Origin of the sequence: Nocardioides sp., from assembly GCF_031397825.1 — a bacterium.
In the GTDB taxonomy this organism is placed as follows: domain Bacteria; phylum Actinomycetota; class Actinomycetes; order Propionibacteriales; family Nocardioidaceae; genus Nocardioides.
This window is the reverse complement of record NZ_JANNML010000057.1, coordinates 1-23,683: the sequence shown is the minus strand read 5'-3', so window position 1 is coordinate 23,683 and position 23,683 is coordinate 1. Positions and strand designations below refer to the sequence as shown.

The following is a 23,683-nucleotide window of genomic DNA, read 5'->3' as shown; positions in this document are numbered from 1 at the left end:
CATGATGTCGGCCGATGCCTATTGCGCGATCAGCGATCGCGATCTGGGCGCGGCCATCGCCTACCTGCGCAGCATGCCGAAGGTCGATCGTGAAGTGCCACGCACTCGCTCCGGTCCCATCGGCAGGTTGTTGTTCGCGCTTGGCGCTCTGCCGCTGCCCGCGGCACACGACTCGGGGCTTCGGCTCCGGACAGCGGACCCGCCCCCTCAGCCCAGCATGTCCCGCACGGCCAACGACGCGAACACCATGGCCGAGCCGAGGGGCGCGCCGGGCCCGGGATAGACCGGGCCGAAGACGGAGGCCGAGGAGTTGCCGGACGCGTAGAGCCCGGCGATGACCGACCCGTCGGGGCGCAGCACGCGCGCAGCGGTGTCGGTGACGAGGCCGCCCTTGGTGCCGAGGTCGGAGAGCACGAAGCGGGCGGCGAAGTAGGGCGGCTGGTCGACGCCGGTCAGCGCCGCGTTGGGTCCGGTGCCGCCGGCGAAGAACGTGTCGTACTCGTCCTCGCCCCGACCGAAGTCCTCGTCCTTGCCGCTCTCGCAGAAGCCGTTGAAGCGCTCGGCCGTCGCGACCAGCGCGTCAGCCGACACACCGATCTCCTCCGCCAACGATGCGAGCGTCTCCGAGCACACCCACGTGCCCGCAGCCAGGTGGTCGGCGGGATCGCCCTCGGGCATGGCGATCGCGGGCAGCCGTCCACCCTCGCGCGAGTCGAAGACGAACCACGACGGCACCGCACCGGCGTGCGCGGCCATCACGCGTCCGAAGCGGTCGTAGGGCAAGCACTCGTTGCCGAAGCGCTGTCCGGCGGCGTCGACGAAGAAGCCGCTGCGGAAGCCGAGGGTGAAGGACCCGCTGCCGTCGGGGTGCTCGAGGCCGGGGCAGAACCAGCCGACCGCGCTGAAGTCGGCGGCCGCACCGAGCGCGATCGCCGCCTCCAGGGGTTCACCGGTGTTGGTCCCGCGCGGCGCCATCGTCCACGCGACCTCGCCCGGCACGCCGTGCTCGGCGCGCAGCGCCGCGTTGCCCTCGAAGCCGCCCGCCGCCACCAGCACCCCGCGCGACGCCCGCAGCGTCACCGGCCCCTCGGGTGTCATCGCCGCGACACCCACCACGCGCGAGTCCTCGACCACGTAGCCGGTCACCGGTAGGCCGGTGCGGATCTCACCGCCCTCACGGACGTACGCCGTGGCGAGGCGGGCGATGAGCGCCTGGCCTCCGGTCAGCGTGCGTCGGCCGCCCTCCCCGGCCCGGTCGAGCTCGACCGGCGGTCGCACCAGCTCGGCGACCTCCGCGGGCAGCTCGTCCCGCCGCACCTTGAGGGGCTGGATCGACCGCCCCATCGGCACGCGGCCGGGTGCGTCGTAGTACTCCGCGAACGGCAGCCACTCGAAGTCGATGTCCTCGTCGGACTCCAGCTCGGCGACGAGCTCGGGGGAGTGGGCGAGGAACGCCTCGACCTTCGAGGTGTCGGGTGACTCCAGGATGGTCGCGAGGTAGGACCGTGCCCCCGCCGTCGAGTCCGGCAGGCCCGCGCGCTGCTGCACCTGGCTCCCCGGCAGCCAGCAGGCGCCGCCGGAGTAGGCCGACGTGCCGCCGATCAGCGCGGTCTTCTCGACGACGACGGTGCGCAGGCCGGCCCTCGCGGCCAGGAACGCGCCTGTCATCGCGCCGCCGCCGGAGCCGACCACGACCACGTCGTACTGGTCGGTCGGTCGTCCCTCGGAGCTGGTCACCGCGCGATCGTCGCAACGAGAACGTGTTCTAGGCAAGGGGCAGGGCAGAATGGGTCAGGCCATGACCGACCAGCTCCAGATCACGTATCCCCCGGAGCTGCCCGTCAGCATGCGCCGCGAGGACATCGCCGCGGCGATCCGCGACCACCAGGTCGTGATCGTGGCCGGGGAGACCGGGTCGGGCAAGACCACCCAGCTGCCCAAGATCTGTCTCGAGCTCGGCCGCGGCCTGGCCGGTCGTGAGGGCAAGCTGATCGGCCACACCCAGCCCCGCCGCATCGCGGCCCGCAGCGTGGCCGAGCGGATCGCCTCCGAGCTCGGCACCGAGCTCGGCGACCTGGTGGGCTACCAGGTGCGGTTCACCGACAAGACCTCGCGCGCGAGCCGGGTCAAGCTGATGACCGACGGCATCCTGCTGGCCGAGCTGCAGCGTGACCGCCAGCTCACGAAGTACGACACGATCATCATCGACGAGGCCCACGAGCGCAGCCTCAACATCGACTTCCTCCTGGGCTACCTGCGCCGCCTGCTCCCGCAGCGCCCCGACCTCAAGCTGATCATCACCTCGGCGACCATCGACCCCGAGCGCTTCGCCGAGCACTTCGCCGCGCCCGACGGCACGCCCGCGCCGATCATCGAGGTCTCCGGCCGCACCTACCCCGTGGAGGTCCGCTACCGGCCGCTCATGGAGGTGCCGGAGGAGGATGAGGAGGGGGAGGTCGTCACCCGTGACCAGACCGAGGCCATCGTCGAGGCCGTCAAGGAGCTCAGCGCCGAGGGTCCCGGCGACATCCTGGTCTTCCTGCCCGGTGAGCGGGAGATCCGCGACACCGCGGAGGTGCTCCAGGGTCTCAACCTGAGGAACCCGCTCGAGGTGGTGCCGCTCTACTCCCGGCTCTCGGCCGCCGAGCAGCACCGCGTCTTCGCGCCCCACACCGGCCGTCGTGTCGTGCTGGCCACCAATGTCGCCGAGACGTCGCTGACCGTGCCCGGCATCAGGTACGTCGTCGACTCGGGTGTCGCGCGCATCTCGCGCTACTCCGCGCGCACCAAGGTGCAGCGGCTGCCGATCGAGGCGATCAGCCAGGCCTCGGCCAACCAGCGCTCGGGTCGCTGCGGCCGCGTCGAGGCCGGCATCGCGATCCGGCTCTACTCCGAGGAGGACTTCGAGGGCCGCCCGGAGTTCACCGACCCCGAGATCCTGCGCACCAACCTGGCCTCCGTCATCCTCCAGATGGCCTCGCTCGGTCTCGGCGAGGTCGGTCGCTTCCCGTTCGTCGAGCCGCCCGACCGACGCAACGTCACCGCCGGCGTGCAGCTGCTGGAGGAGCTCGGCGCGCTGGGCACCACGGGCGCGGCCGAGACCCGCGGCGGCGTACGCCTCACCAAGCTCGGGCGGCGCCTCGCCCGCCTGCCCATCGACCCCCGCCTGGGCCGGATGATCCTCGAGGCCGAGCGACTCGGCTGCGTGCGCGAGGTCATCGTGATCTCCGCCGCCCTCTCGCTGCAGGACCCGCGCGAGCGCCCCGCAGAGATGCGCGCGCAGGCCGACCAGCAGCACGCCCGCTTCAAGGCCGAGGGCTCCGACTTCCTCACCTGGCTCAACCTGTGGCGCTACGTCAAGGAGCAGCAGGGCGAGATGGGCAGCAGTGCCTTCCGCCGCATGTGCAAGAAGGAGTTCCTCAACTACCTCCGCGTCCGGGAGTGGCAGGACTTCGAGTCGCAGCTGCGCCAGGTCTGCCGCGAGATGAAGATCGACATCGGGGTCCCGGCCGACACTCCGGACGCCGACGGCATCCACCAGGCGCTGCTGGCCGGGCTGCTGAGCCAGATCGGCCTGCTCGAGGAGGTCGCGCCCAGCGGAGGCGGCCGGCCGGCCAAGGGCCGTCGGCCGATGCGGGAGTACCTCGGCGCCCGCGGCGCCAGGTTCGCGATCTTCCCCGGCAGCGGCCTGGCCCGGCAGCCACCCGCGTTCGTGATGGCCGGCGAGCTCGTCGAGACCTCGCGCCTGTGGGCCCGGCAGAACGCCGCGATCAAGCCCGAGTGGGCCGAGCGGCTCGGCGGCGACCTGGTCAAGCGCACCTACTCCGAGCCGCACTGGTCCAAGAAGCGGGCGGCCGTCATGGCCCACGAGCGCGCGACCCTGTACGGCGTCCCGCTGGTCGCCGACCGGCTGATCAGCTTCGGCAAGGTGGACCGCGAGCTCAGCCGCGAGCTGTTCATCCGCCACGCCCTCGTCTACGGCGAGTGGTCGACGCGGCAGAGGTTCTTCGCGCGCAACCGGGCGCTGCTCGAGGAGGCCGAGGAGCTCGAGCACCGTGCTCGGCGCCGCGACATCGTCGTCGACGAGCACACCCTCTTCGACTTCTACGACGCCCGCGTCGGTGCCGAGGTCGTCAGCGGCGCGCACTTCGACCGGTGGTGGAAGGACGCGCGCCAGGTCGACCCCGAGCTGCTCACCTTCGACCCCTCGATGCTTCGCCACGACACGGCCGGGGAGATCCGCGAGGACGACTACCCCTCGACCTGGACCGCCGGCGACGGGTCGGTCGGCGAGGGGCTCACCTTCCCGATCAGCTACCACTTCGAGCCCGGCTCGGCCGACGACGGCCTGACCATCGACGTGCCGGTCGCGACCCTCAACCGCGTCGTCGCCGACGACTTCTCGTGGAACGTGCCGGGCCTGCGCGAGGAGCTCGTCACCGAGCTGGTCCGCAGCCTGCCCAAGAACCTCCGGGTCAGCTTCGTGCCGGCACCCAACACCGCGCGCGCCTTCCTCGCCGCCGTGCCCGCGGGGGAGGAGCCCCTGCTCGAAGCGCTCGAGCGGCACCTGCGCTCCACCACCGGGGTGGTCGTGCCTCGCGAGGCCTGGGACTGGGACAAGGTCGCCGAGCACCTGCGCCCGACCTACCGCGTCGTCGGCGACGACGGCAGCGAGCAGGCCCGCGGCAAGGACCTCGAGGCGCTCAAGGCGCCGCTGCGCCCGCAGTTCGCCAAGGCGATGGCCGAGGTGGCCTCCGACAGCGGCCTGTCCCGCACCGGCGAGACCACCTGGGTCTTCCACACCATCGAGGAGTCCTTCCGCCAGGTGCGCGCCGGCCACGACGTGCAGGGCTTCCCCGGGCTCGTCGACGAGGGCGGCAGCGTCGGGCTCAAGGTCTTCGGCTCCGAGGACGAGCGCGACGCGCGGCACCGCCTCGGCGTCACCCGCCTGCTCGCGCTCAACCTCCCGCGCGCCGACAAGCCGGTCCTCGACGGGCTCAGCAACCTCGAGAAGCTCGGCCTCGCCGGCTCGCCCTACCCCCACGTCTCCGAGCTCCTCGAGGACTGCCGCCACGCGGTCCTGCAGGCCTGCGTCGACGCCCGGCCACCCACGCGCGACCAGGCGTCGTACGACGTGCTGCTGGGCGAGGCGGGCCGCGCCCAGGCCGCGGAGCTTCCGGGGCTCGTGAGCGAGGTCATCCGGGTGCTCGACACCTGGCGGGCGACCGAGAAGAGGCTCAGCGGGCGCGCCGACATGGCGATGCTGCCGGCGCTGGCCGACATGAAGGGGCAGGTCGAGCGGCTGGTCACGCGCGGGTTCGTCGGTGACGCCGGGGTGACCCAGCTGCGCCAGCTGCACCGCTACCTCACCGCCGTGCAGGCGCGTCGCGACCGGCTCGACGGCGGCGGCGGGGCGATCAACAAGGACCGCCAGCTGATGGACCGGGTGGCCGAGCTCCAGGAGGCCTACCTGCACCGCGTGGCCGCGCTGCCCGAGGACCGACCGCCGGGCGCGGCGCTGCGCCAGGTGCGGTGGATGCTCGAGGAGTACCGCGTCTCGCTCTGGGCGCAGCAGCTCGGCACGGCCTACCCGGTGAGCGACCAACGCATCCGCCGTAGCCTGAACGCGTGACCGACCAGCCCCGGCCCCACCACCGGCCGATGCAGCGCAGCAGCGGCTTCTTCGACGAGTTCGTCGGGGGCGCCGACCCGGCGCTGGTGACCGAGGCCGGCGACCGCGCCGCGGCGCTGCTGGTGCGCGGCGCGCGCGAGAGCGACGACGACGCGGTCGCGGAGCGGCTGATGCACCTGGCCGACACCGAGGGCATCGAGTCGATCGCGGAGGTCTGGTCGCACTCGCCGGCCGACTCGCTGGCCGGCTGCCTGTGGCGGCTCTACCTCCTGCGCTCCTGGGTCTATGCCGACGCGGTCGGGGTCGCCCGTGAGTTCGAGGCCGGTCGCGCCCGGGCCCAGGTCGCCCGCGTCGTGGCCGGCGTGGCCGACCCGCCGGGCCCTGCCGAGCTGCGCGCCATGGTCGACCAGGTCCTGCGCGGCATCGCCGACGGTGACTTCGCCGACGTGCTGTTCCGGGCCGCCGCCTTCGCGCGCGTCGTGGCCACCGGCCGCGCGATCCTGGGCGGCGAGACGGACGTCACGCGGATGCTCGCGCTGGCCGAGCAGCTCGAGGCCGCGGGTCACGTCGAGCTCGCCCGCGGGCTGGCGTGACCCTCTAGACTCATCCCTGAGTGCGCCGGGCTGCGGTAGCCCCGGGTCCCACAATAAGCCGCTACGAGCGGCCATGCGCCGAGAGGTGCTCCCGGTCCGGCGCGCTCACCACTGTCGAGTCGGCGCGATGTTGCGGCCTAGTCTCGGGCCATGAGGTCTCCCCGCCAGCTGCTGAGCCGCCTGCGTCGACGCCGCGCCGGTCGCCTGCCCGACGAGATCGGCTACGCCCCGAAACGCGACGGCAAGGCCGACCCGGGCGAGGTCGTGTGGGCGTGGGTGCCCTACGAGGACGACCCGCGCCAGGGCAAGGACCGCCCGGTGCTGGTCATCGGCCGACGACGGGCCGGCGGTCACGAGCGGTGGCTGGGCCTGATGCTGACCAGCAAGGACCACGACCGCGACGCCGCCGACGAGTCCCGCCACGGGCGGCACTGGATGGATGTGGGCACCGGCGGCTGGGACCGACAGGGCCGCCCGAGCGAGGTCCGGCTCGACCGCCTGATCGTGCTGGAGCACGGCGCCGTACGACGTGAGGGTGCGGCCCTGGACCGCGCGACGTTCGACGCGGTGCTCGCCGCATCCCGGCGATTCCACGCGAAGCCCTGACCCTGGCGACCCACAGGTAATGTGGCGCCCGCGCGACCAGACGGCACCACACACGGATGAGGCAGGGACACGGCTTGAGGCGAGGACTCCGCGACGTACGACGACCGCGTGCGGCTGCCGTCTTGCTCGCCGGCGTCCTGGCGCTGAGCCTGGCCGTGGCCGGCTGCGACGCCGACCAGCAGGAGCCTTCGCCCGCCCCGCCGACCCAGACGTCGCCGCCGGCCAAGCCGACCGACCTGACCTTCGGGGTCTGGGGCGCCGCCGCAGAGGTCGCGGCCTACCAGGCGATGGTCGATGACTACAACACCGACAGCGAGACCAGCCAGATCGAGCTGTTGACGTGGCCCACGCACGACGCGTTCGTCGCCTCGATGCAGGACGGGGAGGTCCCCGACCTCTACCTCGTCTCGCGTGGCGACCTGGCGATGGTGCAGGAGGAGGGGCTCAACCAGCCGTTGCTCGAGCTGCTCGACGAGCGCGGGGTCAACTACACCGACGACTACGCCCGCGACGCGCTCCTCGCGTTCTCCGCCGACAACGAGCTCCAGTGCATGCCCTACGGCATCTCGCCGATGGTCATCTACTACAACACCGAGCTGATCGACTTCGACCGGATGCTGGCCCGGGAGCTCCCGGCGCCCGAGGACGACCCGGAGACCCCCGAGGACGAGACCCGCGACAGCTGGACCTTCGAGCAGTTCACCGCCGCGGCGGAGTTCGCCACGCGTCCGCGCCGCGGCAGCGCCGGCGTCTACATCGAGCCGACGTTGCACGGCCTGGCGCCCTTCGTCTACTCCGGTGGTGGCGACCTCTTCGACGACGACAACGAGCCCACGTCGCTCGCGCTCTCCGAGGACGACTCCCGCGACGCCCTGAGCCGCACCCTCGAGCTGCTGCGCGACGCATCGGTGACGCTGAGCAACGAGCAGCTCGCCGAGGCCTCGCCGATGGAGTGGTTCGAGCGCGGCAAGCTCGGCATGATCGCCGGTTTCCGCTCGCTGACCCCCGAGCTGCGCGAGGTGGACGGCCTGAGCTTCGACGTGATGCCGATGCCCACGCTCGACCGGGCAGCGACCATCGGCGACATCACCGGGCTCTGCGTCTCCAGCGACGCGCCGAGCGTCGCCAGGGCGGCCGACTTCCTCGTGCACGCGGTGTCCGCCGAGCCCGTCGCCCGGGTGGCCCGCGCCGGCTACCTCGCCCCCGCGAGCCTGCCGGTCGCGGTGTCCGAGGACTTCCTGCAGCCCGCCCTCCAGCCCGAGCACGCCGATGTCTTCCGCACCAGCATCGACGACATGGTCGTGCCGCCGCTGCTCGACGACTACACCGCCCTCGAGGCCGCCGTCTCCGGCAGCCTGCGGCTGCTGCTGAGCGTGACCGTGCCCGACCTCGAGGCCCTCACGACCCAGGTCGACGAGCAGTCGCGCACGGTGCTGGACCCGGAGCTCGCCAGCCCCAGCGAGAGCGCCTCCGAGGACGCGGACTAGCCGCTGCCGCCGTGGCAGGTCAGTCGCTCGCAGCCTCGTCCAGCAGGGCGGCCAGTGCCTTCGGCCGGCTGAACATCGGCCAGTGACCCGAGTCGAGGTCGACGAGCTCGAGGTGACGTGCGCTGGCCAGCTCGGGGGTGTCGCCGCCGGCGATCCACTCGCGGGCCTGCGCGGGGGTGAACTCCGGGCACACCAGCACCAGCGGCACGTCGTAGCGACGCTCGGAGGTGTAGTGCACCACCCCCGTCGTGACGCCCTCGGGCACGGGGATGGCCGCTGCGGCGACGCGGTCCTTGGTGGCCTGGTCGAGGTCGTCGGAGTCCGGCCCCTCGAAGGGCCCCCAGCCCGGGAACGCCATGACGCCGTCCTGGGCGGGGAAGAACGCGGCGTACGCCTCGCCCTCCGTGGAGGGGAAGCCACCGATCAGTGCGACCTTGGCGACCGCGTCGGGCCGTGCGTCGGCGGCCTGCCACGCGAGCGTGCAGGCGGCGGAGTGCCCCACCACCAGCGCGGGTCCGGTCGCCGCGTCGACCGCGGCGACCACGGCTGCGACCTGGTCGTCGAGCGCGGCCTCGGTCGCTCCGTCGCCCTGTCCGGGCAGGGTGATCGGGACGGCGCGGTGTCCGAGTGCCTCGAGCTCCGGGACGACGAGGTCCCAGGCGGATCCGTCGAGCCAGAGTCCGGCGACGAGCACGATGTCCATGTGAGTTCTCCTTGGTCGGTGTGCGTGCCACGCTAGTGAGGGTTCCGGACGATCTGCGTCCTGTTCGTGGCCTATTGTCGAGCAATGTCCTCCGAGGTGAGTCCCACGGCCCGGGCGCTGCGCGCACTGGAGGTCCTGCAGGATCGCCCCGGCGTGAGCGCCGGTGACCTGGCGGAGCGGCTCGGGGTCACCGAGCGGGCGGCGCGCCGCTACGTCGCGATCCTGCGTGAGGCCGGGATCCCGGTGGAGTCCACCCGCGGTCCCTACGGCGGTTACCGGCTCGGCCGCGGTGCCCGGCTGCCGGCGGTCATGTTCACCCAGGAGGAGGCGCTGGGGCTGGTGATGGCGGTGCTGGACGGCCAACCCGCCGCGACCGACTCCGAGGACCTGGTGGGCTCCGCACTCGGCAAGGTGGTCCGGGCGCTGCCCGACAGCGTGGGACGCCAGGCGGCGGTGCTGCGCGAGCACGCGGCCGCCGTGCCCCGCCAGCAGTCCACGCGACCGGACCCGGCACTCACGAGCGCGCTGGTCGCCGCGGTCGCGTCGCGCCACCGGGTCGTCGTGTCCTACCGCAGCGGCTCCGGCCGGACCTGGGACGCCGAGGTGGACCCGTGGGCGGTGGTCGTGCGCCTGGGGCGGTGGTACCTCCTGTGCTTCTCCCACCACGCAGACGCCAGCCGCACCTACCGCGTCGACCGGATCAGCGCTGTCCGCGAGACCGTGCAACGCTTCGAGCCGCCGGCCGGGCTCGACCCCGTGGCAGCGCTCGAGGAGGCCCTGGCCACCGGCTGGGAGCACGAGACCCGGGTGGTCCTCGACGCCCCGATGGCCCGGGTGGCACCGTGGGTCCACCCCACGATGGGACGGCTCGAGTCGCTGGGCGACGGCTGCGTGCTCGTGGGCACGACCAGCAACCCGGAGATGTATGCCCAGGAGTGGCTGGCGCGGGTGCCGTTCCCCTACCGCGTCGAGGGCGGCCCCGAGCTGCGCGCGGCCGTGGCGGTGCTGGCCGAGCGGCTCAGGACGGCGCTGGAGGATCCGCGCTGAGGTCGTCGGCGTCGTCCAGGGCCCCGGGCGCTGCGGCGTCCATCTCGGCGGTCGTGTCGGCGGTCGTGTCGGCGTCCGCCTGGAGGATGGCGGTCACGATCACGGGCGCGGCCAGCGCAATCTGCCACCCGCGCGCGCCATAGCCCGCGAGCTGGGAGACGACGGCGTCGATCAGCTCGTCGCCCTGACGGGTCCTGGGCGGCGACCAGAGCGTGCGGCGCAGGTAGTCGGGGGTGAGGACGTTCTCCACGGGCAGGTTGCGGTCCTCGGCGAGCGCGGTCATCGCCTCGCGCGCGAGCGTCAGGCGACGGGCGGCGACCGGGTCCTTCTCGGCCCAGGCCCGGGGCAGCGGGGGGCCGTCTCCGCGGGGCGCCCGCGTGGGGAGCTCGTCCTCGCCCATCTCGTCGACCTCGCGGAGCGCGGCGACCCAGCGGCTGGAGTAGCGCTCGGCGCCGCGGCCGTGGAAGCCCTTGGTGGACAGCAGGGCGTCGCGGTCCAGCGGCATCGCCTGCGCGGCCGCCACGATGGCCGAGTCGGGCAGGATCCGCCCCGGGGTCACGTCGCGCTGCTCGGCGAGCGAGTCGCGCAGCTCCCACAGCGCCCGGACGGCTCCCAGCGCCTTGCGCCCGCGCACCCGGTGGAGTCCCGACGTACGACGCCACGCGTCGACGCGGGCCGGCAGCTCGAAGGTGCGCAGGTAGTCGAACTCCTGACGGGCCCAGTCGTCCTTGCCGGTCTCGACCAGCTCGGCGGCGAGCAGGTCGCGGAGCTCCACGAGCACCTCGACGTCGAGTGCTGCGTATTCGAGCCACGCCTGGGGGAGCGGTCGCGTCGACCAGTCGACGGCGGAGTGCTCCTTCTTCATGCGACGGTCCAGCAGCGTCTCGACGAGCGTCGCGAGACCGACGCGGGGGTAGCCCAGCAGCCGACCGGCGAGCTCGGTGTCGAAGAGCGCGGTGGGGTAGAGGCCGATCTCGTTGAGGCACGGCAGGTCCTGGGTGGCGGCGTGCAGGATCCACTCGGTGCCCTCGAGGGCCGCCTGGAGCGGCGCCAGCGACTCGAAGGCGATCGGGTCGATCAGCGACGTGCCGGCACCCTCGCGGCGCAGCTGGATGAGGTAGGCCCTGTTGGAGTAGCGGTAGCCGGAGGCGCGCTCGGCGTCGATCGCCACGGGGCCGGTGCCCGCGGCGAGGGCGTCGCAGTAGGCCTGGAGCGCGTCCTCGGTCTCGATGACGGCGGAGAGCCCGTCGCGCAGGGTGAGCAGCTCGGCGCGCACCTCGGGCTCGGCGAGAGCCTGCTCGTCACCCGGGGTCTCGTCGGGACTCGGTGCGGGCGGCTGGGACTCGTCGGTCATCAGTGGCCCGCGCCCCGCTGGCCCCGACGGCCGGGCATGACCGTCACGCCGGCGGGCACGGGCGGCAGGCCCACGGCGGTGCAGAGCAGCTCGCCCCACGCCTCGACGTGCGGTCCCACGTCGAGCGGCGAGGCCTCGTCGCTGATGGGCGTCCAGGAGGCGCGGATCTCCAGCTGGGCGGTGCCGGCCTCGTCGGCCATCCCGCCGAAGCTCTCGGTCGCGACGCGGGTGACGGTGCCGGAGGCCGCCGTGTAGGCGGCGCCGTGGGCGCTGAGTGCCTCGGTCAGCCAGGACCAGCCCACGTCGGCGAGCAGCGGGTCGGTGATCATGTCGAGCTCGATCTCGGCGCGGGCATAGGCGACGCAGCGGAAGGTGCCGTCCCAGGCATCGTTGCCGGCCGGGTCGTGGAGCAGGATGATCCGCCCGGTGCCGACGTCGACGCCGTCGACCGTGACGTCGGCCGACAGGGCGGCGGCGTGCGGGGCGATGCGCTGGGGGGCGGGCATCTCCTCGCAGAAGATCTCGGGGCGCAGCGTCGCTGCCCGCATCGTCGCCACGGCCGCCCGGAACTCCGGGGGGCTCGTCTGCCCACCGGACCCGGTGCGCGACTCTTGACGGACGACCATGGGATCACAGTAGGTCCGCGGGACTCGAACCCATCTGCGAACACGCCGGGGGTGACCTGGGAGGCTTGTCCCATGCCGTCGCCCCCTCGCCACCCCGGACTCGCCGACAGTGCCCTCCTGAAGGCCGCGCGCGGCGAGCCGGTGCCGCACACGCCGGTCTGGTTCATGCGCCAGGCGGGGCGCTCGCTGCCGGAGTACCTCAAGATCCGCGAGGGCGTCGGCATGCTCGAGTCGTGCATGGACCCCGACCTGGTCACGGAGATCACGCTCCAGCCCGTGCGCCGCTACGGCGTCGACGCCGCGATCTTCTTCTCCGACATCGTCCTGCCGCTCAAGGCGGTCGGCGTCGACCTCGACATCGTCGCCGGCGTGGGTCCGGTCGTGGCCTCGCCGGTGCGCACGCTCGAGGACGTCGCGGCGATCCCCGACCTGACGCCCGAGCACGTCCCGTTCATCACCCAGGCGGTGCACCACCTCGTCGCCGAGCTCGGCGCGACCCCGCTCATCGGCTTCGCGGGGGCGCCTTTCACCGTGGCGTCCTACCTCGTCGAGGGCGGGCCGTCCAAGGAACATGCCAAGACCAAGGCGATGATGTTCGGCGCTCCCGAGGTCTGGGACGCGCTGATGCGCAAGATCGCGCAGATCGCCGCGGCCTACCTCGAGGTCCAGGTCGCCGCCGGCGCCTCGGCCGTGCAGCTCTTCGACTCGTGGGCCGGCGCCCTGACCCCGGCCGACTACCAGGCGCTCGTCATGCCCCACTCGACCCGCGTGCTCGCCCAGGCCGGCGGGCTCGGTGTCCCGCGCATCCACTTCGGGGTCGGCACCAGCAACCTGCTCGGGCTGATGGGCGAGGCCGGGGCCGACGTGGTCGGCGTCGACTGGCGCACGCCGCTCGCGTCGGCGATCCCGCTCGTGGGGGACCGCAGCGTCCAGGGCAACCTCGACCCGACCCTGGTCTTCGCCCCGCCCGAGCTGATGCTCGCGCGGGCCGCCGAGGTCATCGAGGCCGGTCGGGCTGCCCGCGGGCACATCTTCAACCTCGGCCACGGGGTCATCCCGTCGACCGACCCCGACCAGCTCAAGCGGCTGACGGAGTACGTGCAGTCCTACCCGCTCTGATCCGGCGCCGCAGCGGCCACGTCACGGCGCCCAGCAGGGCCAGCACCACGGCGAAGGGCAGGACGGCGCCCGCAGCGGTGGCGAGCCCGACCGCGGCCCCGGTGAAGGCGGACCACCCGGCGTCGAGACCAGCGAGGAACCCGGTCTCCTCCGGCTCGGGCTTCTTCTTGGCCGGCTCGTCCTTGGTGCGTTCGAGGGACACGGTGATCGTGGCCATGGACGTCTGGTCGGCGAGGTAGGCGGCGGTCCGCTCCAGCGAGCCGAGCGCCGCCTGACGGCGGGAGAGCTGGCCCTCGATGTTGACGATGTCGCGGATGCTCTGGGCCCGGTCGAGCAGCAGCTCGATGCGACGGATGCTCGCGCGCTGCACCCGCAGCCGGACCTGGGTGTCGATCACCTTGGTCGTGACGTCGTCGACCGCGGAGCTCGACGTGATCAGGGTGGCGGTCTCCTCGAGCGCCGTCATGGCGTCGGCGAAGCGGGTCGAGGGGATCCGCAGGACCAGCCGCGAGCGCTTCACCTCGCCCTCGTCGTCGGTCGCGGTCTCCTCCTGGGAGATCTCGCCGCGCAGCTCGTCGACGACCTTCTGCACCTCGAAGCGAGCCTCCCCGACGTCCTCCGAGCGCAGCTGCACGTTGCCCGTGGAGATCAGGGAGCGCGCGGTGGAGTCGGCCGCGACGGTGTCCGCCGATGCTCCGGCGCCTCCGGCCGCGTCGGTCAAGGACAGGGAGGATCCGTCGCTGCGCAGGGCGGCGCCGTCCTCGGCCGGCATCGCGGGTGCCTCGATCGCCGGTTCCGGAGCCGAGCCCGCGACGTCCGAGGACGAGGTCGAGTCGGAGCCCGCGGAGCAGCCGGCGACGCCGACGGTGAGGACGGCGAGCGCGGCGGCGGAGGCGAGGAGGCGGCGGGTCATGCCGGTACGACGAGCCCGGCGGCAGGCGGGTTCCGCTCAGGAGGCCGGTAGCGCCAGGCGCCGGACGTCATACGGCTGGTGGAGGCGACTCCTCGCTTCGTATGACGTCCTGGCCCACCGCCCCCGGTGAGACCTCCTCTGAGACCATGAGGTCGTGGTCACGCGGGTCGTCGTCGTCGGGGGAGGGATCGCCGGGCTGACCGCTGCGCGCGACCTGGTGGCCGCCGGTCACGAGGTGCTGTTGCTCGAGGGCGCCGACCACGTCGGCGGCAAGCTGCTGCGCCACGAGGTCGGCGGCGTCACGGTCGACGTCGGCGCCGAGGCGATGCTCAACCGGCGCCCCGAGGGCGTCGCGCTCGCCCGGGGCGTGGGGCTCGAGCCGGAGCACCCGACGGTTGCCTCCTCGCGCATCTGGACCCGGGGCGCCCTGCGGCCCCTGCCGCGCTCGCTCATGGGCGTCCCGCTCGACCTGGAGCAGCTCGCCTCCTCCGGAGTGCTGTCCGATGCGGGGCTCGAGCAGGCCCGACGCGAGCCTGCGCTCCCGCCCGAGGTCATCGAGGGAGACGTCTCGGTGGGGGAGCTGGTCGCTCGCCGCTTCGGCGACGAGGTCGTCGACCGGCTCGTCGAGCCGCTGCTGGGTGGCGTCTACGCCGGTCACGCCCGCGAGCTCTCCGCGCGCGCCTCGGTGCCCCAGCTGGTGGGCTTCGCCGAGCGCGGCTCGTTGCTGGAGCAGGGCGCGGCGATCCCGATGACCTACGACACCCCTGTCTTCGCGGGCATCCCCGGCGGGATGGGCCTGCTGCCGGATGCACTGGCCGTCGGTCTCGACGTGCGGCTCGGCGTGACCGTGCGGGGTCTCTCGCGGACCGAGGACGGGTTCGCCGTGCTCACCGGACCCACGACAGCCCCCGAGATCATCGCGGCCGACGCCGTCGTGCTGGCCACGCCGGCAGCGCCCACGGCTCGGCTGCTCGCGGACCTGGCGCCCGCGGCGTCGGCGGAGCTGGCCGGCATCGAGTCGGCGTCGATGGCGGTGGTGTCCTTCGCCTTCTCCGCCGCCGACGTCGCGGCGGTCGACACCGGGTCGTCCGGCTTCCTGGTCCCGCCCGTCGACGGCCGTCGGATCAAGGCCTCGACGTTCTCCTTCGCCAAGTGGGGCTGGGTGCGTGAGGCAGGCGCCGCCGAGGGCCTGGTGCACCTGCGCACCTCGCTCGGTCGCCACCGCGAGGAGGTCGCGCTCCAGGCCAGCGACGAGGAGCTGGTGGCGCTCTCGCTCGTCGACCTCGAGGCCGCGACCGGCCTGCGTGACGTCCCGGTCGACACCCATGTCCAGCGCTGGGGCGGCGGCCTCCCGCAATATGCCGTCGGCCACCTCGACCGAGTCGCGCGGATCCGGGCCGACGTCGCCCGGGTCCCGGGCCTCGCGGTCTGCGGCGCTGCCTACGACGGCGTCGGCATCCCGGCCGTCATCGCCTCCGCGCACCGGGCCGCCGCCGAGCTGTTCGCGGCCGACGGCACAATGGAGCCATGAGCGAGCAGAAGACCAACGCCGCGCGACTCCGCGAGATCAACGACTCGATCCGCTACACGATGTGGTCGGTCTTCCGACTGGCCGACGTCCTCGGTGACGGCCCGGGATCGGCCGACCGTGAGGCCGAGGGTGCCGAGGTCCAGGACCTGTTCGCCGAGCTCGACGAGGGTGGTGTCGTCGTCCGCGGCGTCTACGACGTCGCCGGCCTCCGCGCCGACGCCGACCTCATGGTCTGGTGGCACGCCGAGGACTCCGAGGCGCTCCAGCAGGCCTACCACCGCTTCCGCCGCACGTCGTTCGGTCGCCGCCTCGACCCGGTCTGGTCGCAGCTGGCGCTGCACCGCCCGGCCGAGTTCAACAAGTCCCACGTGCCGGCCTTCCTCGATGACGAGGAGCCCAAGCGGCACGTCTGCGTGTACCCCTTCGTCCGCTCCTACGAGTGGTACCTCCTGCCTGACGAGGAGCGCCGCGAGATGCTCAAGGAGCACGGCATGCAGGCGCGCCCCTACCCCGACGTGCGGGCCAACACGGTCGCGAGCTTCGCGCTCGGGGACTACGAGTGGATGCTGGCCTTCGAGGCCGACGAGCTGCACCGCATCGTGGACCTGATGCGCGACCTGCGCGCCTCCGGTGCGCGTCGCCACGTCCGTGAGGAGATTCCGTTCTACACCGGCGCGCTCACGCCGGTCGGCGAGCTGGTCCAGCGTCTTCCGTGACCGACGGGTGGCGTGGGAACGGGATCGGCGACCGGCGCGTCGTACGGGCATGAAGACCGCCGTCGCCGCCCTGTTCCTCGCCGTTCCGCTGCTCGTCTCGTGCGGCGGTGACGACCAGGGCGGCGACGTCGTCCAGGACCCGGCCGGTGCCGGTGGCTCCAGCAGCGCCGGCCTCGAGCGGCCCACCGCGGTGCCGGCGGCGCCCGGCGAGGTGCGCAGCGCGAGCCTGCCGACGGTCATGGACACCGGGACCGGCCCGGTCGAGCTCTGCCTGGGCGCGATCGCCGAGTCCTACCCGCCTCAGTGCGGGGGCCCGGCGATCCCCAACTGGGACTGGGCCGACCAGCAGGGCATGTTCGAGCAGCAGGGCAAGATCCGCTGGGGCACCTTCGCGGTGACCGGCACCTGGGACGGCACGGCCTTCAGCGTGACCGACGCGATCCCGGCGGCGCTCTACGACCCGATGATGCCGGAGCCCACGGAGCCGCCCTCACCCGCGACCGCCTACACCGACGCCGAGCTCCAGGAGATCGCGACCGAGGTGGGTGACCTGCCCGGCGCCCAGGGCGCCTACGGCGGCGACGGGCACGTGATGGTCGACGTCACCTACGACGACGGCTCGATCCAGGCCTGGGCCGACGAGGAGTACGGCGAGTCCGTCGTCCTGGTCAACCCGGCCCTGGTCGACGTCGAGTAGGCCCCCATCAGGCCTCAGTCCTCGGCGGGCGCGAGCGTCAGGCTGATCGAGTTGATGCAGTAGCGGTCGCCGGTCGGCGTGCCGTGGCCGTCCGGGAAGACGTGACCCAGGTGGGAGCCGCACTTCGCGCAGCGCACCTCGACGCGCTTCATGCCGTGGCTCATGTCCTCGATGTACTCGATCGTGTCGGTCATCGGCTGGTAGAAGCTCGGCCAACCGCACCCGGAGTGGAACTTGGTGTCGGACTCGAAGAGCTCGGCCTGACACGCCTTGCACGAGTAGACGCCCTTGGTCTCGGTATCGGTGTACTCGCCCACGAAGGCGCGCTCCGTGCCTGCCTTGCGCAGCACGGCGTACTCCTCGGGCGTGAGCTCGGCACGCCACTGCTCGTCGGTCTTCTCCACGTTGTAAGCCATGGGTCCCACGGTAGTGGCCGTCTGGAAATCACCCCTTGGGTCTGTTGACGAACCGCAGTGCACACATGTTCACTGACGTGGTCGGACCGGCCGACCGTGGCTCGAAGGAGGCTCGATGGCGAGCACCATCCCGTGGGAACGTGTGCGCAGGGCGGGCAACAAGCTCACGACCCCGCTGCACCCCGACGACTACCTGTCGCTGGTCAACCCGTTGTGGAGCACCCGCGAGCTTCGTGGCCGCGTCGAGAAGGTCGTCCCCGAGACCGAGGACGCCGCGACCCTGGTGATCCGCCCGGGCTGGGGCTGGCGCTACGACCACCGCCCCGGTCAGTACGTCGGCATCGGCGTGCAGGTCGACGGCAAGTTCCAGTGGCGCTCCTACTCGGTCTCCTCGCCTCCCAAGCGCAGCGGTCGCACGATCGCGATCACGGTGCGGGCGATGCCCGAGGGACTCCTGTCGGCCCACCTCGTCAAGGGCCTCGAGCCCGGCACGATCGTCCGTCTCGCGCTGCCCGAGGGTGACTTCGTGCTGCCCGACCCGCCCCCGGCGAAGGTGCTCTTCCTGGTCGGCGGCAGCGGCATCACGCCGGTCATGTCGATGCTGCGCACGCTCGACCGGCGAGGCACGATGCCCGACGTCGTCATGCACTACTCCTCGACCACGCCCGAGCGGATGATCTTCCGCGAGGAGCTCGAGGCGCTGGCGCAGAAGCACCCGTCGCTGACCTTCCACCAGCTGCACACCGACATCGACGGGATGCTCGACCTCCAGCAGCTCGACCGCGTCTGCGGCGACTGGCGCGAGCGTGAGGTCTGGGCCTGCGGGCCGGGCCCGATGCTCGACGCGATCGACACCCACTGGAGCGAGGCCGGCCTCGACGAGCGGCTGCACCTGGAGCGCTTCAACCTCCAGCTCGGCGGGGAGGGTGGAGAGGGCGGCACGATCACCTTCCGCAACTCCTCCAAGAGCGTCGAGGTCGACGGCGCCACCACCGTGCTCGAGGCAGGGGAGCAGGCCGGCGTCGGGATGCCCTACGGCTGCCGCATGGGCATCTGCCACACCTGCACCGTCACCCTCGTCAGCGGCGCGGTCCGCGACCTGCGCAACGGCGAGGACTACAACCAGCCCAACGAGCAGATCCAGACGTGCATCACCGCCGCCGTCGGTGACTGCACGCTCGACATCTAGATCCACACTCCGTTCCAACGTTCAGGGAGACACGCATGGCCATCGCAGACGTCAAGGAGTACACCCACCTCAGCACCGAGGAGGTGGAGCAGCTCGGTCGCGAGCTCGACGCGATCCGCACCGAGATCGAGGAGTCACGCGGCGCGAACGACGCGGCGTACATCAACAAGATGATCCGCATCCAGCGCGGCCTCGCCTTCGCCGGACGCGTCACGCTCTTCGCCTCGAACAAGAAGCCGGCCTGGGCCGCGGGTGCCGCCATGCTCGGCGCGGCCAAGATCCTCGAGAACATGGAGATCGGCCACAACGTCATGCACGGCCAGTGGGACTGGATGAACGACCCGGAGATCCACTCCTCCAACTGGGAGTGGGACACCGCCCAGCCCGCCGAGCAGTGGAAGCACTCGCACAACTACGTGCACCACCAGTTCACCAACGTGCTCGGCCACGACAACGACATCGGCTACGGCGTCCTGCGCATGGCCCGCGAGCAGAAGTGGCACCCGGTCAACCTCGGTCAACCGGTCTACAACGCGCTGCTCGCCGGCCTCTTCCAGTGGGGTGTCTCCCTGCACGACCTCGACCTCGAGGCGATCCGGAAGGGCAAGAAGGACCCGAAGGAGATGAAGCGGCAGCTCAAGCAGATCGTCAAGAAGGGCCGCAACCAGATCCTCAAGGACTACGTCGTCTACCCGGCGCTGTCGGGCAAGAACTGGAAGACCACGCTGACGGCCAACGCGACGGCCAACGTCACGCGCAACCTGTGGTCCTACATGATCATCTTCTGCGGGCACTTCCCCGACGGTGCGCTGCACTTCACCGAGGAGGAGATCGAGGACGAGACCCGCGCGGAGTGGTACCTGCGCCAGATGCTCGGCTCGGCCAACTTCGAGGGCTCGCGGCTGACCCACGTGATGGCCGGCAGCCTCGGCTACCAGATCGAGCACCACCTCTTCCCCGACCTCCCCAGCAACCGCTACCCGGAGATCGCGGTCAAGGTGCGCGCGCTGTGCGAGAAGTACGACATCCCGTACACGACCGGCCCGCTCTACCGTCAGTACGGCCAGACGCTGCGCACGATCATGAAGCTGTCGCTGCCCAACGGCATGACGTCCGACGACTCGCCCGAGCCGCCGTCGCCTCCGGTCGAGCGCGGCCGCAAGTCCGACGCCGAGCGTCCGACGCGTCGCCAGGAGACGGGTGCCTACATGCGCAAGGCGGCTTCGTGAGCGTGACGGTCCTGCCGTTCGCCTGGGGTGCCGACGGGGCGCTGGTGAAGGCACGCGTCACGCAGTGCGCGCTGTCGCGCATCTGCGGCGTGTGCTCGCGTCCCCTCGGCCGCCCGGTCGCGTTCGTCGGCACCCCCCAGGAGGTGGGGCGCAACGCCTTCCACGCACCGCCCCTGCACGCGGGCTGCGTGGCGGACCTGAAGGCCCTGCCCTACGCCGACCCGACGTGGGAGGTCGTCACGACCGCTGGCTTCGAGTACGTCCGGCCCAACCGCGAGGACGTCGACCCGCGCCCGACGTTCGAGCCCAACTCGCTGCTCTGACGAGGAGGGCTCTCAGTCGAGGACGTGGCGGCTGTGCGGCCACAGGGTGAGCAGGTCGACGTCCGGGAAGCGCTCGGCGACGGCGCGGTAGGTGCCGGCGTAGTGCCGGGCGACCTGCTGCGCGACGTCCTCGGGGAGCCGTGAGGTCGGCCGGGTGGAGGAGTTGCGACGGGTGCCCAGATCGGGCTCGACCGGCTCCATGCCGAGCAGGTCGGTGATCGCGCGCACGGAGTCGTCGCTGAAGAGCGACTCGTAGAAGCCGTAGTGCAGGTCCTCGGGTGCGAAGACCGCGTCGAGGGCGGCGATCGTGTCGCCGTAGTGGCTGCGCAGCTCGTAGACCGGTTCCGCGTGCTGCTCGGCGAGCACCTGCTCGGTCGGGATGCTGAACCGGTCCGGCGCGCGATCGGCCTGCATCCGGATCTGGGACCAGGTGCGCTCGACGGGGTCACGCATCAGGAACACCGACACCGTCCTGACACCGCGTGCCTCGAAGCCGTCGCGGACGTGACGGAAGCGGTCGGCCGGGAGCATCGCGTAGTCCGGCGTCAGGTCGGCCGCGGCGCGGAACCGCGGAGCCCGTCGCAGCAGACCGGTGAAGTAGTCGTAGTAGAGCTCGGGGTCGGCGTACATGCTGGCCCGGTGGAGGACCTCGGCGTCGGCCTTCTCGCCACGCTGAGCAGCGGCCACGGCCTGCTCGGCCTGGCGCAGGATGCGCTGGCGCATCCAGTCCTCCGAGGGCAGGTCGAGGCTGTCGAAGACGTGGTACTCCTTGCGGTAGCCGTGGGAGAACTCCCGCGACTTCTTCAGGTGGTTGTAGAGCCACGTCGTGCCGCCCTTCTGGCAGCCCGCGCCGATGAGGAACGTCTTGCGGGGCTGCGGCACGCGCGTCACTCTAACGATCGCGGCGTCGACGGGTGGGGGTGCCGGGCGGTTAGGTTGAGCCATGCCCAAGACCCCCGCCGCCGAGGTGCAGGCCGGAGACCGTGCGGTGCGCGTGTCGAGCCCGGACCGGGTGATCTACGAGGCGACAGAGCGGACGCCCGAGGTCACCAAGCTGATGGTCGCTCAGTACTTCGCGAGCGTGGACGACGGGCTGATGCGGGCGCTGCGTGATCGGCCGACGGCGATGGAGCGCTGGCCCGACGGGGTGCGCGGCGGGTTCACGTTGGCGACGGGGCGGCCGGGGGAGAAGGCGGAGGCGTTCTACCAGAAGCGGGTGCCGCGGGGTGCTCCCGACTATCTCGAGACGGTGGGCGTGACCTTCCCGTCCGGGCGCACGGCCGACGAGATGTGTCCGACCGAGATCGCGGTGCCGGTGTGGGCCTCCCACATGGGCACGCTGACCTTCCACCCGTGGCCGGTGCGGCGCGCGGACGTCGACCGGCCCGACGAGCTGCGCATCGACCTGGACCCGCAGCCGGGCACCGGCTTCACCGACGCGGTGCGGGTCGCGGGGGTCGCCCAGGAGCTGCTGGAGGAGCTCGGGCTGCGTGGCTTCGTGAAGACCTCCGGCAGCCGGGGCGTGCACGTCTACGTCCGGATCCGGCCGGAGTGGGAGTTCGCCGACGTGCGGCACGCCGCGATCGGCTTCGGGCGCGAGCTCGAGCGGCGCGACGACCAGGTGACGACGGCGTGGTGGAAGGAGGAGCGCGGGGAGCGGATCTTCGTCGACTTCAACCAGAATTGTCGCGACCGCACCATCGCGTCGGCGTACTCCCTGCGGCCGCTGCCGGGCGCGCCGGTCTCGACCCCGCTGACCTGGGACGAGCTCGCGACCACCACGGACCCTCGCGTGCACCACCTCTTCAGCGTGCCGGAGCGGCTCGCCGACGGTGACCCGTGGGCCGGGATCGACGACGAGGCCTACTCGATCGAGCCGCTGCTGCGGCTCTACGACGAGCAGCCGGGCGGCGAGCTCAACTTCCCGCCCGACCACCCCAAGATGCCCGGCGAGCCGCCGCGCGTGCAGCCGAGCAAGAAGGTCGACGCGCACTGGGACGCCGACGGCAACCGCGTCGACGAGGGCTGAGCGGGGCAAGAGCGGTGGGAGACGGAAGAACCCCGCCAGCTGCATCCTGAGATCGCACCTGGCGGGGTCCACTCTGGGTCCTCGAGCATTCCCCCCGGACTGCTCGCGACAAGTCCCCCCGGACTCCTCGTGTGGACCATGCTCCCGTGGATCCGACCGTTCGCGTTCCCCCCGGACTCGCGACTGCTCGGACTCCCGTGTCATCAGAGTCAGACTTTGGTGACCCGAACAACCTATGACGACGGGTCACAGCAACGATCAACAGGACATCCACAAATGAGTAACAGCGTCGTCGATCCGTGACGGGTGTGACGCAGGAGACGGGTGATCTGCGGCCGTGGGGGCCTCGGACGATAGGGTTCCTCCGTGTGACGAGCATCGACTACGCCGCGGGACGTCTGGTCCTGGTGACGGGCTCCGGCCGCAGCGGCACCAGCACGGTCGCCGGTGCCCTCGATCGGCTCGGGTTGCACATCCCGCCGCCGTTGATCGAGGCCGACGAGACCAACCCCCGCGGCTTCTACGAGTCGAAGTGGGTCATCGACTTCCACAAGGAGCTGCTCAACCGGGTGCCGGTGCGCACGATCGACACCCGCCCCGAGGCAGCTGCCTTGGCGGCCGGCGTCGCCGCCGACCCCGACGTACGGCGCACCCTCGTCGACTGGCTGCGCGAGCAGGCTGGTCACCCGCAGCTGCTGCTCAAGGACCCCCGGGCGTTCTGGGTGCACGGCGTCTGGCGCGAGGCCGCGGCCGAGGCCGGGCGCGAGCTGACCTTCCTCACGATGCTGCGTCACCCCGTGGAGGTGGCCAAGTCGCGTGACACCGCCTACCTCGGTGACCAGAGCGACGAGTTCCGCCGCCAGCGCGCGACCGCCAACATCGCCGCGTGGTGCAACGCGGCCTTCGAGACCGAGATCGCCACCCGCCACGGACGCCGTGCGATGGTCCGCTACGCCGACCTGCTTGCCGACTGGCGCACCGCGCTGCGCCGCGCGGGGGAGCAGCTCGGGCTGGACTACAACGCCGACCTGGCCTCGGGGGAGCACCACGCGGTCGACGACTTCATCGACGCCAAGCTCTACCGCTCGCACATCAGCTGGGACGAGATCGACGTCTCCGACGACCTGCGCGCGATGGCCGACCGCACGTGGGAGCTGATGAACCACCTCGTCGACTCGCCGCAGGACGGTGCCGTGGGTGAGGAGTTCGCGGCAATGCGGATCGACTACGCCCGTGCGCACGACTACGCCGTCGCGATCGCCACCGACCACACGAAGGCCCGGGAGGCGCACGTGCGCCGCACGGTCAAGGCCAACGTGGCCCGCGAGCACGCGCGGGAGCTGAAGGCGCTGCAGGCGCGGATCGTCGAGCTCGAGGCCGCGGCGTCCGCGGCTCCGGCGGAGACCGGGCGGAAGCTGTTCGGTCGCAAGGGCTGAGCGCGCGATGGGCGACGAGGAGTTCCTCGACGAGGTG

At 72.1% G+C, this 23,683-nt stretch carries 21 protein-coding genes; 14 read left to right on the top strand and 7 right to left on the bottom strand.

Annotation, left to right across the window (positions count from 1 at the left end; genetic code table 11):
• Positions 1–207: 207 nt before the first annotated feature.
• A complete protein-coding gene (locus RMN98_RS04625; protein WP_309647628.1) occupies positions 208–1,737 on the bottom strand; it encodes an FAD-dependent oxidoreductase in 1,530 nt (509 codons plus the stop codon).
• A gap of 61 nt (positions 1,738–1,798) precedes the next feature.
• Here RMN98_RS04625 and hrpA point away from each other — a divergent pair, with 61 nt between their 5' ends.
• From hrpA to RMN98_RS04605, 4 genes are all read left to right on the top strand, one after another.
• Positions 1,799–5,632: an ATP-dependent RNA helicase HrpA gene (hrpA, locus tag RMN98_RS04620; protein ID WP_397208831.1), complete on the top strand. Its 3,834-nt coding sequence runs from the start codon at positions 1,799–1,801 to the stop codon at positions 5,630–5,632.
• Positions 5,629–6,225, top strand: coding sequence for a hypothetical protein (locus RMN98_RS04615; RefSeq protein WP_309647626.1), 597 nt, complete (start codon positions 5,629–5,631; stop codon positions 6,223–6,225). Before hrpA ends, RMN98_RS04615 begins: the two co-directional genes overlap by 4 nt.
• Positions 6,226–6,375: 150 nt before the next feature.
• Positions 6,376–6,831 (top strand): type II toxin-antitoxin system PemK/MazF family toxin, encoded by a 456-nt coding sequence (locus tag RMN98_RS04610; RefSeq protein WP_309647625.1) that lies wholly within the window; start codon positions 6,376–6,378, stop codon positions 6,829–6,831.
• Between the two features lie 74 nt (positions 6,832–6,905).
• Entirely contained in the window at positions 6,906–8,318 is a 1,413-nt protein-coding gene (locus RMN98_RS04605; protein WP_309647624.1) for an extracellular solute-binding protein, read from the top strand.
• A gap of 19 nt (positions 8,319–8,337) precedes the next feature.
• On the opposite strand, the gene RMN98_RS04600 is transcribed toward RMN98_RS04605, so the two are convergent.
• Positions 8,338–9,021, bottom strand: a complete 684-nt coding sequence (locus RMN98_RS04600) for an alpha/beta hydrolase (protein WP_309647623.1) — start codon at positions 9,019–9,021, stop codon at positions 8,338–8,340.
• 84 nt (positions 9,022–9,105) lie between these two features.
• Between RMN98_RS04600 and RMN98_RS04595 the strand changes: the two genes are divergently transcribed.
• The gene (locus tag RMN98_RS04595; protein ID WP_309647622.1) at positions 9,106–10,068 is read left to right on the top strand and encodes a WYL domain-containing protein; all 963 of its coding nucleotides are present in this window, start codon (positions 9,106–9,108) and stop codon (positions 10,066–10,068) included.
• On the opposite strand, the gene RMN98_RS04590 is transcribed toward RMN98_RS04595, so the two are convergent.
• Both RMN98_RS04590 and RMN98_RS04585 read right to left on the bottom strand, forming a co-directional pair.
• Entirely contained in the window at positions 10,040–11,422 is a 1,383-nt protein-coding gene (locus tag RMN98_RS04590) for a ribonuclease D (RefSeq protein ID WP_309647621.1), read from the bottom strand. The two genes, RMN98_RS04595 and RMN98_RS04590, sit on opposite strands and share 29 nt — an antisense overlap.
• Complete coding sequence (locus RMN98_RS04585) at positions 11,422–12,048, bottom strand: DUF3000 domain-containing protein (RefSeq protein WP_309647620.1); 627 nt, start codon at positions 12,046–12,048, stop codon at positions 11,422–11,424. The genes RMN98_RS04590 and RMN98_RS04585 overlap by 1 nt, the downstream gene beginning before the upstream one ends.
• Before the next feature lie 72 nt (positions 12,049–12,120).
• Between RMN98_RS04585 and hemE the strand changes: the two genes are divergently transcribed.
• Complete coding sequence (gene hemE / locus RMN98_RS04580; RefSeq protein ID WP_309647619.1) at positions 12,121–13,167, top strand: uroporphyrinogen decarboxylase; 1,047 nt, start codon at positions 12,121–12,123, stop codon at positions 13,165–13,167.
• On the opposite strand, the gene RMN98_RS04575 is transcribed toward hemE, so the two are convergent.
• Positions 13,127–14,080 carry a DUF4349 domain-containing protein gene (locus RMN98_RS04575; RefSeq protein WP_309647618.1) on the bottom strand — a complete coding sequence of 318 codons (954 nt, stop codon included), beginning with the start codon at positions 14,078–14,080 and terminating at the stop codon, positions 13,127–13,129. The genes hemE and RMN98_RS04575 overlap by 41 nt on opposite strands.
• 154 nt (positions 14,081–14,234) lie before the next feature.
• On the opposite strand from RMN98_RS04575, the gene hemG reads away from it, so the two are divergent.
• From hemG to RMN98_RS04560, 3 genes are read left to right on the top strand one after another with little or no spacing between them, the layout of a single operon-like run.
• Positions 14,235–15,611 carry a protoporphyrinogen oxidase gene (hemG, locus tag RMN98_RS04570; RefSeq protein ID WP_309647617.1) on the top strand — a complete coding sequence of 459 codons (1,377 nt, stop codon included), beginning with the start codon at positions 14,235–14,237 and terminating at the stop codon, positions 15,609–15,611.
• Entirely contained in the window at positions 15,608–16,327 is a 720-nt protein-coding gene (gene hemQ / locus RMN98_RS04565; RefSeq protein ID WP_309647616.1) for a hydrogen peroxide-dependent heme synthase, read from the top strand. Before hemG ends, hemQ begins: the two co-directional genes overlap by 4 nt.
• A gap of 49 nt (positions 16,328–16,376) precedes the next feature.
• A complete protein-coding gene (locus RMN98_RS04560; RefSeq protein WP_309647615.1) occupies positions 16,377–17,024 on the top strand; it encodes a hypothetical protein in 648 nt (215 codons plus the stop codon).
• A gap of 14 nt (positions 17,025–17,038) precedes the next feature.
• On the opposite strand, the gene msrB is transcribed toward RMN98_RS04560, so the two are convergent.
• Entirely contained in the window at positions 17,039–17,440 is a 402-nt protein-coding gene (msrB, locus tag RMN98_RS04555) for a peptide-methionine (R)-S-oxide reductase MsrB (protein ID WP_309647614.1), read from the bottom strand.
• Between the two features lie 115 nt (positions 17,441–17,555).
• On the opposite strand from msrB, the gene RMN98_RS04550 reads away from it, so the two are divergent.
• From RMN98_RS04550 to RMN98_RS04540, 3 genes are read left to right on the top strand one after another with little or no spacing between them, the layout of a single operon-like run.
• The gene (locus RMN98_RS04550) at positions 17,556–18,629 is read left to right on the top strand and encodes a ferredoxin reductase (RefSeq protein ID WP_309647613.1); all 1,074 of its coding nucleotides are present in this window, start codon (positions 17,556–17,558) and stop codon (positions 18,627–18,629) included.
• Positions 18,630–18,664: 35 nt separating this feature from the next.
• Positions 18,665–19,858, top strand: coding sequence for an acyl-CoA desaturase (locus tag RMN98_RS04545; RefSeq protein WP_309647612.1), 1,194 nt, complete (start codon positions 18,665–18,667; stop codon positions 19,856–19,858).
• Positions 19,855–20,181: a hypothetical protein gene (locus tag RMN98_RS04540; RefSeq protein ID WP_309647611.1), complete on the top strand. Its 327-nt coding sequence runs from the start codon at positions 19,855–19,857 to the stop codon at positions 20,179–20,181. Before RMN98_RS04545 ends, RMN98_RS04540 begins: the two co-directional genes overlap by 4 nt.
• Before the next feature lie 12 nt (positions 20,182–20,193).
• Here RMN98_RS04540 and RMN98_RS04535 read toward each other — a convergent pair whose 3' ends face one another.
• On the bottom strand, positions 20,194–21,063 hold the full coding sequence (locus RMN98_RS04535) for a sulfotransferase (protein WP_309647610.1): 870 nt from the start codon (positions 21,061–21,063) through the stop codon (positions 20,194–20,196).
• 61 nt (positions 21,064–21,124) lie between these two features.
• Between RMN98_RS04535 and RMN98_RS04530 the strand changes: the two genes are divergently transcribed.
• Both RMN98_RS04530 and RMN98_RS04525 read left to right on the top strand, forming a co-directional pair.
• Positions 21,125–22,210, top strand: coding sequence for a DNA polymerase domain-containing protein (locus tag RMN98_RS04530; RefSeq protein ID WP_309647609.1), 1,086 nt, complete (start codon positions 21,125–21,127; stop codon positions 22,208–22,210).
• 368 nt (positions 22,211–22,578) lie between these two features.
• Entirely contained in the window at positions 22,579–23,646 is a 1,068-nt protein-coding gene (locus RMN98_RS04525; protein WP_309647608.1) for a sulfotransferase, read from the top strand.
• Positions 23,647–23,683 lie beyond the last annotated feature (37 nt).

Excerpts from the sequence above, each read along its gene's own strand:
- hrpA (WP_397208831.1), top strand. The coding sequence starts at position 1,799 with ATGACCGACCAGCTCCAGATCACGTATCCCCCGGAGCTGCCCGTCAGC.
- RMN98_RS04545 (WP_309647612.1), top strand. The coding sequence starts at position 18,665 with ATGGCCATCGCAGACGTCAAGGAGTACACCCACCTCAGCACCGAGGAG.
- RMN98_RS04530 (WP_309647609.1), top strand. The coding sequence starts at position 21,125 with ATGCCCAAGACCCCCGCCGCCGAGGTGCAGGCCGGAGACCGTGCGGTG.
- RMN98_RS04550 (WP_309647613.1), top strand. The coding sequence starts at position 17,556 with ATGGCGAGCACCATCCCGTGGGAACGTGTGCGCAGGGCGGGCAACAAG.
- RMN98_RS04590 (WP_309647621.1), bottom strand. The coding sequence starts at position 11,422 with ATGACCGACGAGTCCCAGCCGCCCGCACCGAGTCCCGACGAGACCCCG.
- msrB (WP_309647614.1), bottom strand. The coding sequence starts at position 17,440 with ATGGCTTACAACGTGGAGAAGACCGACGAGCAGTGGCGTGCCGAGCTC.
- hemE (WP_309647619.1), top strand. The coding sequence starts at position 12,121 with ATGCCGTCGCCCCCTCGCCACCCCGGACTCGCCGACAGTGCCCTCCTG.
- RMN98_RS04585 (WP_309647620.1), bottom strand. The coding sequence starts at position 12,048 with ATGGTCGTCCGTCAAGAGTCGCGCACCGGGTCCGGTGGGCAGACGAGC.
- RMN98_RS04575 (WP_309647618.1), bottom strand. The coding sequence starts at position 14,080 with ATGACCCGCCGCCTCCTCGCCTCCGCCGCCGCGCTCGCCGTCCTCACC.
- RMN98_RS04600 (WP_309647623.1), bottom strand. The coding sequence starts at position 9,021 with ATGGACATCGTGCTCGTCGCCGGACTCTGGCTCGACGGATCCGCCTGG.
- RMN98_RS04610 (WP_309647625.1), top strand. The coding sequence starts at position 6,376 with ATGAGGTCTCCCCGCCAGCTGCTGAGCCGCCTGCGTCGACGCCGCGCC.
- hemQ (WP_309647616.1), top strand. The coding sequence starts at position 15,608 with ATGAGCGAGCAGAAGACCAACGCCGCGCGACTCCGCGAGATCAACGAC.
- RMN98_RS04560 (WP_309647615.1), top strand. The coding sequence starts at position 16,377 with ATGAAGACCGCCGTCGCCGCCCTGTTCCTCGCCGTTCCGCTGCTCGTC.
- RMN98_RS04595 (WP_309647622.1), top strand. The coding sequence starts at position 9,106 with ATGTCCTCCGAGGTGAGTCCCACGGCCCGGGCGCTGCGCGCACTGGAG.